Source organism: Candidatus Brevundimonas colombiensis, from assembly GCA_029202665.1.
Taxonomy (GTDB): Bacteria; Pseudomonadota; Alphaproteobacteria; order Caulobacterales; family Caulobacteraceae; genus Brevundimonas; species Brevundimonas colombiensis.
Genome location: CP119326.1, coordinates 423087 through 435311, shown reverse-complemented (window position 1 = coordinate 435311; position 12225 = coordinate 423087). Strand labels below are relative to the sequence as shown.

Below are 12225 nucleotides of genomic sequence, written 5' to 3'. Positions count from 1 at the left end.
TGCGCGCTGGAAGCGGCGTTGTCGCGTGGACGGGTTGTCCTATGGCGTCGTCGTCACGGTGAACGGCGGTTAACCGCGATTAAAGGGCTTTTGCGGCATGGGTCGGAAGATATGTCCGGGGCCGCGCCGACCAAGCGTATTCTGAAGACGACCGTGGCGGCCGCCGCGGCCGGCGCCGTCGTGCTTTCTCCGCTGTCGCCACTGGCGCAGGAGGCGGGACGGTCGCGCGATCCGCTGTCCATCGGCATCGGCCAGAACGCCGAGTTCACCCGTGTTGAATTCGGCGGCGTCATCGGGGTGCGGACGCGCGTCAGCCGCCAGGGCGACAAGGTGGTGGTGCGGCTGGGCACCACGGCGGCGCCCGATGTGTCGCGCCTGAAGGTCGATCCGCCCGCCGGGGTGAAGTCGGTCGAGACGCGGGTCGCGCGGGCGGGCGGCACGGACCTGATCATCACCCTGCAAGAGGGGGCCGACGCGCGTTCGGGCGTGGCGGACGGGGCGGTCTGGCTGAACCTCTATGCGCCGGGCAAGGCGCCGCAGGGCGCGGACGCCGCCAAGCCGCAGACGACCCAGGCGGTGGTGCCGGTCAAGGCCGAGACCAGCGCCGACAAGACCATCCTGACCTTCCAGTGGGATGCGCCGGTGGGCGCGGCGGTGTTCCGGCGCGGCGACGCGGTGTGGATCGTGTTCGACACCCCCGCGCGGATGGACATGACCGGCGCCAGACAGCTGGGCCCGGCCAGGGACGCGCGCTGGGCGGCGGGGCCGGGTTACACCGCCATGCGGATCGCCGCGCCCGAGACAATGGGCGTGGCGGCCCAGGGGCAGGGCGGAACCTGGACCGTGACCCTGGGCGGGACCGCGCCCGCCGCCACCGGCGTCGAGGTGGATCGGTCCGACGACGGCTCGGCGACCCTGGTGGCGCGGATGGCCGGGGCGACCAAGGCGATCTGGCTGACCGATCCGCTGGTGGGCGACCGGTTCGCGGCGGTGACGGCGCTGGCGCCCGGCAAGGGCTATGGCGGCGGGCGGCGCACGGTCGACCTGACCCTGATCCCCACGGCCCAGGGGATGGCGGTCGAGACCGGCGCAGACGATCTGAAGATCGAGGCGGCGGGCGATCTGGTGACGCTGAGCCGACCCAGGGGGCTGACGCTGTCGGCGCCGTCGGCGGGGCTGGAGACCGGCGACCACGCGGCCGATGCGCCGAGACGCGCCGCCTATCCGGCCATGATCGACGAGGCCTGGGCCACGACGGGCGAGGCGGGCTTTTCGGACCGCTATCGTCGGCTGCAGGACGCGGCCGGGCTGGAGACCATCGCGGCGGGCGACGATCCGCGCGCGCCCATCGAGGCGCGGATGGCGCTGGCGCGGTTCCTGGTCGGATCGGGATTGAACTACGAGGCCATCGGCGTGCTGAACGCCCTGATCGCCAAGGCCCCGAACATGCAGGGCGAGCCGGAGGTTCGGGGCCTGCGCGGCATCGCCCGCGTGGGCGTGGGGCGGCTGGAGGAGGCCCAGGTCGATTTCGCGGGCGCGGCCCTGGCCGACGATCCGGCGACCAGGGTGTGGCAGGGCTATATCGCCTCGGAGCAGGGGGACTGGGAGGGGGCCAGGCGCAACTTCGCCGCCGGGGCCTCGGTGATCGACGACTTCCCCCCGGCCTGGCGCGCGCGGTTCGGCGCCGCCCATGCGCTGGCGGCCATCGAGACCGGCGATCTGGCCGCCGCCCAGCAGCTGCTGGCCTATAGTTTCAGCCAGAAGGCGCCGGCGACGGACCAGCTGACCGCGCGGCTGGTGCAGGCGCGGCTGTTCGACCTGCAGGGGGACAAGGACCGGGCGCTGGCGGTCTATAAGGCGGTGGCGCGCGCGCCCCTGGACGGGATCGCCACGCCGGCCAAACTGGGCGCCATCGGCCTGGAGATGGACAAGGGCGCGCTGAGCCCCGACCAGGCGGCCCAGCAGCTGGAACTGCTGAAATGGCGCTGGCGCGGCGACGGCACCGAACTGGCGGTGATCCGCAAACTGTCGGACATCTATCTGAAACAGGGGCGATACCGCGAGGCGCTGGATGCCCTGCGCGGGGCGGGCAAGCGGCTGTCGGGCATTCCGGGCGCGGCCGAGATCCAGGCCGATCAGTCCAACGCCTTCCGCGCCCTGTTCCTGGAAGGGGCCGCCGACGGGTTGCAGCCGGTGCAGGCCCTGGCCCTGTTCTACGACTTCCGCGAACTGACGCCGATCGGCGCGGACGGGGACGAGATGGTGCGCCGTCTGTCGCGCCGCCTGATCGACGTCGATCTGCTGGATCAGGCCGCCGAACTGCTGCAGCACCAGGTGGACGAGCGGCTGGACGGCGTCGCCAAGGCCCAGGTCGCCACCAATCTGGCCACCGTCTATCTGATGGACCGCCAGCCCGAAAAGGCGTTGCAGGCCATCTGGGGATCGCGCACCACCCTGTTGCCGGCGGCGATGAACAGCGAGCGGCGCGCGCTGGAGGCCCGCGCCCTGATGGACCTGGGCCGGTTCGACCACGCGCTGGAGGTGCTGGACAAGGATCAGTCGAACCCGGCGCGCGAGGTCCGGGCCGACATCTTCTGGAAGCAGCAGAAATGGGCCGAGGCGGCGCCGGTCTATGAGGCGCGCCTGGGCGATCGCTACAAGACCGCCGGAACGGCCCTGACGCCGGCCGAGGAAAGCTGGCTGATCCGCGCGGGCGTGGGCTATTCGCTGGCCGGGGATCGGGGCGGGCTGCAACGGCTGAGCGGGCGCTATGGGCCGTTCGTGGCGGGCGCGCGGTCGGCGGCGGCGATCCGGGTGGCGCTGGACGATAATCTGTCGGGCGTGGCGGGGACGGGTGACTTCGCCAATCTGTCCAGCCAGGCGGACACCTTCGTCGGCTGGGTCAACAGCGCCAAACAGGCGTTCAGGAAAGAGGCGGACGCCAAGGCGGCGGGCTGAAACGAGAACGGGCGGAGACCGCATCGCGATCCCCGCCCGCCCAGCATTGCCGATCCCGTCAGGCGGGATCGAAAAGGCTTAGCCGTTGACGGCGTCCTTCAGCGGCTTGGAGACGCGGAAGCGCACGGCCTTGGAGGCGGCGATCTTGATGGTCGCGCCGGTGGCCGGGTTGCGGCCTTCGCGCTCGGCGCGGGCGGCGGTGTCGAAGACGCCCAGGTTCGAGATGCGGATGTCGCCGCCCGACTTCAGGGTCGAGTGGATGTTTTCGACGATCGCGGTCAGCACCTTGCCGGCGTCGGCCTGCGAGACACCAGCGTCCTTGGCGACGGCGGCGATCAGTTCGGCTTGAGTGGTCATAAGAAGCGTTTCCAGTGTTAATCGCCCGATTCAGGGCGAGGACTGAGGGATCAACACGGATTTCCACCGGCTTTGCAAGCGCCGATGACGGGCAAAGCCATATGGGACGGGGGATTATCCGGCGCCGGACGCCTTCTGGAAGCTCTCGACCAGGCTTCCGGCGACCAACCGCCAGCCGTCCACCAGCACGAAGAAGATCAGTTTGAACGGCAGGGACACCACCACCGGCGGCAGCATCATCATGCCCATGGACATCAGGACGCTGGCCACCACCAGATCGATCACAAGGAACGGAACGAAAAGGAGAAATCCGATTTCGAACGCCTTCTTCAGCTCGCTGATCATGAAGGCCGGGGTGACGACGCGCAGGGGCAGTTCCTGGACGGTCTTGGGGGGCTCGATCTTCGACAGACGGGTGAACAGGGCCAGGTCGCCGCGGTCCACCTGGGCCAGCATGAAGGTTTTCACCGGCTCGGACGCCTGATCGAAGGCCTGGGGCAGTTCGATCTGCTGATCCATCAGCGGACGGATGCCCGAATCATAGGCGTCCTGCCAGGTCGGGGCCATGACGATGGCGGACAGGAACAGCGACAGGGACACCAGGACGGCGTTCGGCGGCGACTGCTGAAGACCCAGGGCTGTCCGCAACAGCGACAGAACCACGATGATCCGCACGAAACTGGTGGTCATGATGACGATGGACGGCGCCAGGGACAGAACCGTCATCAGCCCGACCAGCTGGACCACCCGCTGGGTCAGGCCGGCGCCCGAACCCAGGTCGATGTTCAGGGCCGAGCCGCCTTGCGCCGCCTGCTGGGCCAGGGCGGCGACGGGCCAGGCCAGGCAGATCAGGGTGGTGAACAGAGACAGCAGGGCCGCGCGCTTCAGCTCGGCGCCGGTGGGGGTGACGAACACCGTCACCCTCCCCCGGCGGGGGAGGGTGGTCGCGGAGCGACCGGGTGGGCGCGGCGAGGCGCAAGTGCGGGGTGCGATGCGGAACAGGCGTGCGAGGGATCGCCCTGCCGTCCCCACCCGACCTCGCTGCGTTCGGCCACCTTCCCCGGCGCGGGGAGGGAGAAGGGCGTGCGACGGCTTCATTGCACGCCTCCCGGTTGACGCGGCTCGATCAGTTCGCGGCCTTCGCCCAGCAGGATCAGCCGCTCTTCTTCGTCGATGCGGACCAGGACCAGACGGCGGGCGGGGTCCAGGACCAGGGTCTCGACCACCTGCATCCGGCGCGCCCCGCGCTCGGCGCCCAGCCTGGCCAGCAGTTGCGGCGCATAGCGGCGGGCGGCCCAGGCTGCGATCCCGATCAGGCCGAGGGTGAAGGCCAGGCCGAAGACGGCCCGGGCGAGATCGAGGAAATTCATACGCTGCAAGGCCCCGCGCAGTCGGCGCTGTGGCCCAAGTCTTAACCACCACGGTTAACGAGGCGTTGAGATAACCCCCTATTAACCATGGGGGCGGCATTTTCTGCCCATCGCGCGCATCCGCGTCGCACGGGAGATCGCCATGGGCGTCGCCGACATACCGCTGCTGGGGCAGATCAAGGGCCGTCTGGGCTGGCTGGACGCGCGCCAGCGCGTGATCGCCGAGAACGTGGCCAACGCCGACACGCCGGGCTACGTCGGGCGCGACCTGAAACAGCCGACCGACTTCGCCGCCGCCATGGCCCGGGGCGGGGGTCTGCAGATGACGCGGACCAATGCGGCCCACATCGCCCCGGCGGGAACGCCGGTGCGGTTCGATCCGACCAAGGCGCCCGATTCGGAAACCACGCTGGACGGCAATTCGGTCGTGGTCGAAGAGCAGATGCTGAAGATGGCCGAGAGCCGCATGGCCTATGACGCCGCCATCGGCTTCTACCAGAAATCCATGTCCATGATCCGCCTGGCCGCCAAACGGCCCGGCGGTTGAGGAAGGACGCTAAGCCATGCCCGATTCCATCTCCCCCTCGAACAGCGCCATGGCGGTGGCCGCCTCGGCCCTGAAGGCGCAGCAGTCGCGGATGCGCGTCATCGCCGAGAACATCGCCAACGCCCAGTCGACCGCCCGCACGCCGGGCGGCGAACCCTATCGCCGCCAGATCCCCGTCTTCCAGGCGCGCGAGGTCGACGGCGCGACGGGGGTGACCCTGGCCGAGGTGCGGCCCGACCAGAGCGACTTCAAGATGGACTACGACCCGTCGCACCCGGCGGCGAACGCGCAGGGCTATGTGAAGCGGCCCAATGTCGACACCCTGGTCGAGGCCATGGACATGCGCGAGGCGCAGCGCGCCTATGAAGCCAATCTGAACGTCATCGAGACGGCGCGGTCGATGGACAGCCGCACCCTCGACATCATCAAACGCTGAGGGCTAGGCCATGAATCCGATGATGGCCGCCAGGGCCTATGCCGCCGTTCAGGGCGGCGCCATGCCGACGGGCCTGTCGGGCGCCGCCTCGGCCCCCGTCGCCGGGGACGGCGGCTTCGCCGATCTGGTCAAGACCGCCATGACCGACATGACCCAGCAGTCGCGCGCGGCCGAAACCCAGATGACCCGCTCGGTCCAGGGCCAAGGCAATCTGATCGACGTGGTGACGGCGCTCAGTTCGGCCGAGGCCTCGTTGGAGACGGTGATCTCGGTGCGCGACCAGGTGATTTCCGCCTACAAGGAAATCATGGCCATGCCGATCTGACGGGATATCCCAGGCGCAAGGCCTGGGATGACGAGGGGTGTGATGCCGCACCCCTTCAGAAATAGCGTTCGCTCACGCGGATCGTGTCGCCGGGCAGGATGCGGGCGTCGGGGGACAGGGGCTGTTCCACGGCGGCGCCGGCGCGGCGCACGAACAGGCGCCGGCTGTTGGCGCGATAGGTGAAGCCCTGGGCCGTGGCGACCGCCTGCAGCGCCGTGGTGTCGCCCGCATAGGGATATTCGCCCGGCCGATTGACCTCGCCCAGAATATAGAAGGGCCGATAGGTCAGCACCTGGGCGGCGACGCGCGGCTGGTTCAGATAGCCCTGGCCGAGGGCGGCGGTCACGGCGGCCTGAAGCTGGGGCGCGCTAAGCCCCGAAGCCTGGATTTCGCCGATCAGCGGCAGGGTGATGCGGCCCCGCCCGTCCAGGGTGAAATCGCCGCCCAATGCGGGCTCCCCGAACACGTCGATCCTGACCCTGTCGGCCGGGGTCAGGCGATACTCGCCCGGTGTCAGGTCTGAAAAGGCGGTCAGACCGAGCGTCAGGACCAGTCCGACAGCGGCGGCGAGGACGGGGCGCGGCATGGTCGTTCCTCCCAAACGCACGTACAAGCTGTTCAATAATGCGCGATGGTTGTTCGGGTCTAGGGGCGCATCCTTGGCTTGACCGTCATTCCGGGGCCGAGCGGAGCGAGGAACCCGGAACCCAGGGCCACGATCGCGCTGTTGGACGCATCCCATGCCTGATGCCCGCCTCCTGGGTTGGCTGCTACGCGCCGCCCTTCGGGTCCGGGTTCACCCTGTGGGCGCCCCGGAATGACGATGAGGTCAGGCCCGATCGGCCAATATCCGCTGGGCCAGGTCGCGGGCCTGGCCGCGCAGGTCGGGGACGGCGGTCATCTCCCAGAAGGCGCCGCGCGTCAGGGGGCCGATGGCGTGAAGGCCCCGGGCCGGATGGCCGTCGGCGTCCAGCAGGCGGCCGTCGTCGTCGACCTGAAGCCCCAGGCCAAGGGGATCGGGCCGGCCATAGGCCTTTTGAAGCAGGTCGCGGATCATCGGCTCGACGCTGTGGCCGATGGAGCCCAGCGGTCCGGTGCAGTTGACCACCAGGTCGAAACGGTCGCGGATGGGGCGGCGGCGTCCGCGCGGACGCCAGGCGACCTCGATGACGTCGGCGAGCTTCAGTTCGGTCAGCTTGCCGGCCAGGACCGTCAACTCGCCCCCCGCCAGCATGGAGTGAATGTCGCGCGCCGCGCCGGGCGACAGCCGGTGGCGATGCACATCCCAAAGCGGGCGAAGGTGGCGCAGGAACCGCCGCCGTTCGACCGGCGACCAGCCCCGCCACAGCGCGCGGGCCGAATGCCGCAGCCGGTCGAACACGGCGCGCCAGTCGGCCTTGTCGGCCGCCGCGCGGACCTGACGCAGCACCTCGGCCGGGCCGCCCGCGAAATCGCCCGCGAACGGGGCAGGCGGCGCGACGGCGTGGGCGCGGGGCAGAAGACCGTGGCGCGACAGGGCGGTGAAGCGCCGCCCCGGCCGCCGCAGCGTCAGGGCCGCGTCCACCATGGTCAGGCCCGACCCGATCAGAAGGACGCTGCGCGCGCCCTCGACCGAGGCCGCGTCCAGCCGCCAGGGGTTCTCGACATAGGCGGGCGAGGCGCGCACGGCCGCATCCACCCCCGCGGGCGAGGCCGGCTCCAGATTTCCCAGGGCCAGGACCACCTGATCGACGACAATCCCCCCGTCCGAGGTTCCGATGCGCCAGCCGTGGTCCAGCCGGTCCAGGGACCGGGCCTCGGCGCCGACCAGGGTCAGACGTTCGGGCGCGTCCTCCAGCGCCGCGTCCAGCAGGGACTGGAGATAGTCGCCATAGACGCCGCGCGTGATGAAGCCGTCCTGGGCGCGCCAGGACGGCTGTTCCGCCAGCCAGTCGGACAGATGCTCCGGCCGGTCGGGAAAGGCGCTCATATTGTCCAGGCGCACGTTCAGCAGGTGCTGGGGATTGCCGGTGTCATAGGCCGTGCCGGGGCCGAAGACGCCCCGCCGCTCGATCAGCGTCACCCGCACGGCGGGCGAGGCCTGAAGCAGGTTCACGGCCGTCAGCAGGCCGCTGAACCCCGCGCCCACGATCGCGATCCGCGGCCCGTCTCGATCGGACATTCGCGCCCCCGTGTGGTTATCGACGCCCTAGGGATAGCACGGCCTCGGGGGACGGCCAGGGTGATAAATCTCTATCTATCTGGTAGGAAATTTAGCCGTTCCGCGTCGATCGCGCCCCTGGCGCAGGTCGGCCAGCGCCAGGGGAATCAGGCTCCATGGCTCGATACAGTAGCGGACGAACAGGCGCCGGGGATCGCGGAACAGGCGATAGGCCCATTCGATGCCGGCCCGGCCCATCCAGCGCGGCGCCGCGCTCTGGACGCCGGCCTCATAGTCGAAGGCGGCGCCGACCGACAGGATGACGCAATCGGGCAGCCGGTCGTAGTTGTCGGCGATCCACAGCTCCTGGCGCGGCATCCCCATGCCGACGAACAGGATGTGGGGCTTGAACGCGGCGACCCGGGCTAGGACGGCGTCGTTCTCGGGCGAACCGGGGCAGGCGTCGAAGAAGCCGTGATGAACCGCGATGTCGGCGCCGGGATAGAGGGCGCGCAGCCGCGCCGCCGCCGTCTCGCCCACCCCGGGCGCGCCGCCGACCGACAGGACGCGCCAGCCCTTGCGGTCGGCCACGCTCCAGAAATGGTCGCGCCAGTCCAGATAGGTGCAGCGGTGAAAACCCCGGCTGTTCAGCCCCGCCAGCCGCGAAAAGGCGATCAGGGGGGTGGAATCGACCTCCACCATATCGGCCCGGTCATAGAAGGCCGACAGGCCGGGCGTCCGCTGCATCAGATACAGGCTGTGCAGATTATGGTTGGCGATCAGGCTTTTGCGGCCGTCGTCCACGGCCTGTTGAATCTGATGCTGGACCTCCTCGGGCCGGACCAGATCGACCCATTGGCCCATCAGCCGCACACGTTCGCTGGCGCGGCGGCGCGTGCGGAAGGGCGCGCGGACGGCCGCGCGGCGCTCTGTCTTCGGCAGGGGCGGGGACAACGGCGTCATGATCTCCCCTTAAACGGCCACGCCTCAAGACGCGGTTAGCAAACAGGCTTAGCGGGCGTTAAACGGCGGCCGGGACGGGTCTGCGGCCAGGCTTCAAACGCCGTTCGCGGAAGAAATCGCGCCAAGGCGGAAAATCCCTGTTGACCCCGCCCGGAGCCTCCCTTAGAGGTCCGCGCCTTCCCGATGGAAACGCCGCAAGGCGCTGCCGACGGGGCCCAGATGGCGGAATTGGTAGACGCGCTGGCTTCAGGTGCCAGTGGCTTAACGGCCGTGGAGGTTCGAGTCCTCTTCTGGGCACCAGTCAGGTGATTTATCGCTCTTGCGCGATAAATCACCTGACTGGCCCTTAGGGGCCTATATTCCTTCCTCCGCAGCCGAACAAACAGGCCAAGCCGCAGGGCCTTCGGCAAAACGCCCAGCCGGCCGCCGGTTTGCACGGCGCGCCGATGATCTGCGCCGCATTGAACCGGCTCGTCTCCACCTCGGTCAGATGAAACGGACGTGAAGACGAGGGATCGGCAACGGGCGCGTCGGTCAGATCAGTTTGGCGTCCCTGAGCAGATCCTCCAGATAGGTGCCCTTGGCCTTGGCCAGGGCGGCCTTGCTGGCCAGACCGGCCAGGAAGGGCATCTGCATCTCTTCCAGCGGCTTGCGGCCGTTGAGATAATAGAGGGCGTTGAGCAGGACCCGGATGTCGAAGGCCGAGGCGAACGTCTCGGGCACGCCGCGATCCACACCGGTCAGCGTATAGACCGCCTCCATCGCCGTGCGCACCGAATATTCCGTGGTGAAGACCGTATCGCGCTCCGTCTCGGCGAAATTGCCGATGAAGGCGAGATTGCGCGACCGTTCCGGCGTCACCAGGGGCCGGTCGCCGACGGCGCGCGGCATGAAATAGGCGGTGATATAGGGCATGTTGCACGGGATGGTGCGCGCTGCACTGCGCGACAGGTCTTCGATCTGATCCTCCGGCACGCCCAGATGATACAGCCATTCGGCGCACAGTTCGGCGCCGGTGCATTCCCGGATCGTCTTTTTGACGTAGTCGCCCGGTCTGTCCGAAAACAGGCCGTACAGCCAGACCACCAGCGCCGTCTTGGGGTCCTGGGCGGCGAAATGGGGTTGGCGGCTGATGGAGAAGCCGTACAGCCAGCTGGAATCCTGGATGTTGCACGGCCCGCCGGTGACGATGGCGCCGGACCGGGGATCGCGCCCGGTGATGCGCTCGATATAGGGCGCGATGCGGTCGTCGGTCAGGGTGACGGTGGCCGATATGGTCCAGTTGGCCTCGGGTATGTTTTCGCAGAACTTCTCGGGGCGGCCGAAGGCGCGGTCCCGTTCGGCCATCCGCTTCCACAGCGACCAGGCCCCGCCGCGATCCGTGACGACGGGCGCGGGCGTGTCATTGTCGCCGAAGGTCGAGCTTTCGGTGATCGAGCCGTTGGTGACGAAGACCAGGTCCGTCGGCGCCAGGGCGATCTTTTCCTTGCGGCCGTCGACCGTCAGCTCCAGCGTGGTCGCTGTCTTTGAACCGCCCGCGTCCGTGACCAGAACGTCCTGAACCTGGGTCCCATAGCGGAAGACCACGCCCTGGGCCTTCAGGTGGGCCACCAGCGGGCGGATCAGAGATTCATACTGGTTATAGCGGGTGAAGCGCAGCGAACTGAGGTCGGGCAGGGTCGAGATGTGATGCACGAAGCGCAGGATGTAGCGCCGCATCTCCATCGCGCTGGCCCAGGGTTCGAAGGCGAACATGGTGGCCCAGTAGAGCCAGAAGTTCGAGGCGAAGAAGTCTTGGGTGAACACCTCGTCGATCCGCTTGTCGTCCAGGTCCTGTTCGCGCATCAGCGCCAGGGCGATCAACTCCTCCACCGCCTTGGGCGTCAGGGTCAGATCGGCGATCCGGTCGATCGGCTGGCCGCGGTTGCGCAGAGCCCGGCGGGCGCTGGTCGAGGGATCGGTCTTGTGCAGCCAGTACATCTCGTCCAGCACCGAGGCCTCGGGCGTGTCCAGCGACGGGATGGAGCGGAACAGATCCCACAGGGTTTCGAAATGCGCCTCCATCTCGCGGCCGCCGCGAATGATGAACCCCTTATGCGCGTCCAGGACGCCGTCCATGCTGCCGCCCGGCAGGTCCAGTTCCTCAAACACGGTGATGGCCTCGCCCGGCATCTGGGCGTCGCGAATCAGGAAGGCCGCGCCCGCCAGGGCGGCCAGGCCCGAGCCGACGAAATAGGCCCGTCGTCCGTCGACGCCCTCGGGCTTCAACGGGCGGGCGAAAGCTTCGAAATTGCCGTTTGAGCGGTACATGACATGGTCCTTGTCACAGGGCGACGACAAGGCCGGAAAGCCGTCGCAGCCCGGATGCGGGTTCGACCCTTCCAGGGCCACCCGTCCGGCCACTATGAAACCGTGGTCGCTCAAAGTCGCCGGGGCGATTTGTCCGAGGCGTCGCCTTTGTCGATCAGCCCGTTCCGTCCGCCGCATTCGCCGTGTAAGAGCCTGAGCATGACCGTTTACCTGCATGAGGGCGACCTGCCCGACGATCTGGACCTGGGGGCCGAGGTCGCCGTCGATTCCGAGACCATGGGTCTGCGGTTCCGCCGCGATCCGCTGTGCGTGGTGCAGCTGTCGTCCGGCGACGGCAAAGCCCATGTCGTGCGGCTGAACCGGCCCGCCTACGACTGTCCGAACCTGAAGCGGGTGCTGACCGACCCGGCGGTGACCAAGATCTTCCACTTCGGCCGGTTCGACATCGGCATGTTCCTGCTGCACCTGGGGGTCGAGACGCGGCCGGTCTATTGCACCAAGATCGCCTCCAAGCTGGCGCGCACCTATACCGACCGCCACGGGCTGAAGGACGTGGTGCGCGAGACGGTGGGGGTTGACCTGTCCAAGGCCCAGCAGTCGTCCGACTGGGGCGCGCAGACCCTGACCCAGGCGCAGCTGGATTATGCGGCGTCGGACGTCCTTTATCTGCACGCGGCCAAGGCCAGGCTGGACCAGATGCTGGCGCGCGAGGGGCGCGCCGAACTGGCCGCGAAATGTTTCGACTTCCTGCCGACCCGTTCGGCGCTCGACCTCGCCGGCTGGGACGAAGTCGACATCTTCGCCCACAGCTGAGGCGCG

12 protein-coding genes and 1 tRNA gene are annotated in these 12225 nt (G+C 68.7%); 6 read left to right on the top strand and 7 right to left on the bottom strand.

Annotated features, from left to right (window positions below; genetic code table 11):
* Positions 1–111 precede the first annotated feature (111 nt).
* A complete protein-coding gene (locus P0Y50_01970; protein WEK40395.1) occupies positions 112–2958 on the top strand; it encodes a hypothetical protein in 2847 nt (948 codons plus the stop codon).
* A gap of 78 nt (positions 2959–3036) precedes the next feature.
* On the opposite strand, the gene P0Y50_01965 is transcribed toward P0Y50_01970, so the two are convergent.
* From P0Y50_01965 to P0Y50_01955, 3 genes are all read right to left on the bottom strand, one after another.
* Positions 3037–3315: an HU family DNA-binding protein gene (locus P0Y50_01965; GenBank protein ID WEK40394.1), complete on the bottom strand. Its 279-nt coding sequence runs from the start codon at positions 3313–3315 to the stop codon at positions 3037–3039.
* A 114-nt stretch (positions 3316–3429) separates the two neighbouring features.
* Positions 3430–4236, bottom strand: a complete 807-nt coding sequence (gene fliP, locus P0Y50_01960) for a flagellar type III secretion system pore protein FliP (protein WEK40393.1) — start codon at positions 4234–4236, stop codon at positions 3430–3432.
* 173 nt (positions 4237–4409) lie between these two features.
* Entirely contained in the window at positions 4410–4685 is a 276-nt protein-coding gene (locus P0Y50_01955; GenBank protein ID WEK40392.1) for a flagellar biosynthetic protein FliO, read from the bottom strand.
* 142 nt (positions 4686–4827) lie between these two features.
* Between P0Y50_01955 and flgB the strand changes: the two genes are divergently transcribed.
* The 3 genes from flgB to P0Y50_01940 are packed head-to-tail and all read left to right on the top strand — an operon-like array spanning position 4828 to position 5993.
* Entirely contained in the window at positions 4828–5232 is a 405-nt protein-coding gene (gene flgB / locus P0Y50_01950) for a flagellar basal body rod protein FlgB (protein WEK40391.1), read from the top strand.
* Positions 5233–5248: 16 nt separating this feature from the next.
* Positions 5249–5668 (top strand): flagellar basal body rod protein FlgC, encoded by a 420-nt coding sequence (gene flgC, locus P0Y50_01945; GenBank protein WEK40390.1) that lies wholly within the window; start codon positions 5249–5251, stop codon positions 5666–5668.
* A gap of 10 nt (positions 5669–5678) precedes the next feature.
* Positions 5679–5993 carry a flagellar hook-basal body complex protein FliE gene (locus P0Y50_01940; GenBank protein WEK40389.1) on the top strand — a complete coding sequence of 105 codons (315 nt, stop codon included), beginning with the start codon at positions 5679–5681 and terminating at the stop codon, positions 5991–5993.
* A 55-nt stretch (positions 5994–6048) separates the two neighbouring features.
* Here the strand turns inward: P0Y50_01940 and P0Y50_01935 are convergent, their stop codons facing one another.
* The 3 genes from P0Y50_01935 to P0Y50_01925 all read right to left on the bottom strand — a co-directional run bounded on the left by P0Y50_01935 (position 6049) and on the right by P0Y50_01925 (position 9096).
* Positions 6049–6579: a polysaccharide export protein gene (locus tag P0Y50_01935; protein ID WEK40388.1), complete on the bottom strand. Its 531-nt coding sequence runs from the start codon at positions 6577–6579 to the stop codon at positions 6049–6051.
* 243 nt (positions 6580–6822) lie between these two features.
* Positions 6823–8154 carry an FAD-dependent oxidoreductase gene (locus P0Y50_01930; protein ID WEK40387.1) on the bottom strand — a complete coding sequence of 444 codons (1332 nt, stop codon included), beginning with the start codon at positions 8152–8154 and terminating at the stop codon, positions 6823–6825.
* Between the two features lie 75 nt (positions 8155–8229).
* Entirely contained in the window at positions 8230–9096 is an 867-nt protein-coding gene (locus P0Y50_01925; protein ID WEK40386.1) for a WecB/TagA/CpsF family glycosyltransferase, read from the bottom strand.
* Positions 9097–9309: 213 nt separating this feature from the next.
* Between P0Y50_01925 and P0Y50_01920 the strand changes: the two genes are divergently transcribed.
* Positions 9310–9396, top strand: a tRNA-Leu gene (locus P0Y50_01920).
* Positions 9397–9630: 234 nt separating this feature from the next.
* Here the strand turns inward: P0Y50_01920 and P0Y50_01915 are convergent.
* Complete coding sequence (locus P0Y50_01915) at positions 9631–11406, bottom strand: oleate hydratase (GenBank protein ID WEK40385.1); 1776 nt, start codon at positions 11404–11406, stop codon at positions 9631–9633.
* A gap of 198 nt (positions 11407–11604) precedes the next feature.
* Between P0Y50_01915 and P0Y50_01910 the strand changes: the two genes are divergently transcribed.
* The gene (locus tag P0Y50_01910) at positions 11605–12219 is read left to right on the top strand and encodes a ribonuclease D (GenBank protein WEK40384.1); all 615 of its coding nucleotides are present in this window, start codon (positions 11605–11607) and stop codon (positions 12217–12219) included.
* The last annotated feature ends 6 nt before the right edge of the window (positions 12220–12225 follow it).

Coding starts and splice junctions, on each gene's coding strand:
- P0Y50_01970 (WEK40395.1), top strand. CDS start 112: ATGTCCGGGGCCGCGCCGACCAAGCGTATTCTGAAGACGACCGTGGCG.
- P0Y50_01965 (WEK40394.1), bottom strand. CDS start 3,315: ATGACCACTCAAGCCGAACTGATCGCCGCCGTCGCCAAGGACGCTGGT.
- P0Y50_01955 (WEK40392.1), bottom strand. CDS start 4,685: ATGAATTTCCTCGATCTCGCCCGGGCCGTCTTCGGCCTGGCCTTCACC.
- flgB (WEK40391.1), top strand. CDS start 4,828: ATGGGCGTCGCCGACATACCGCTGCTGGGGCAGATCAAGGGCCGTCTG.
- flgC (WEK40390.1), top strand. CDS start 5,249: ATGCCCGATTCCATCTCCCCCTCGAACAGCGCCATGGCGGTGGCCGCC.
- P0Y50_01940 (WEK40389.1), top strand. CDS start 5,679: ATGAATCCGATGATGGCCGCCAGGGCCTATGCCGCCGTTCAGGGCGGC.
- P0Y50_01935 (WEK40388.1), bottom strand. CDS start 6,579: ATGCCGCGCCCCGTCCTCGCCGCCGCTGTCGGACTGGTCCTGACGCTC.
- P0Y50_01930 (WEK40387.1), bottom strand. CDS start 8,154: ATGTCCGATCGAGACGGGCCGCGGATCGCGATCGTGGGCGCGGGGTTC.
- P0Y50_01925 (WEK40386.1), bottom strand. CDS start 9,096: ATGACGCCGTTGTCCCCGCCCCTGCCGAAGACAGAGCGCCGCGCGGCC.
- P0Y50_01915 (WEK40385.1), bottom strand. CDS start 11,406: ATGTACCGCTCAAACGGCAATTTCGAAGCTTTCGCCCGCCCGTTGAAG.
- P0Y50_01910 (WEK40384.1), top strand. CDS start 11,605: ATGACCGTTTACCTGCATGAGGGCGACCTGCCCGACGATCTGGACCTG.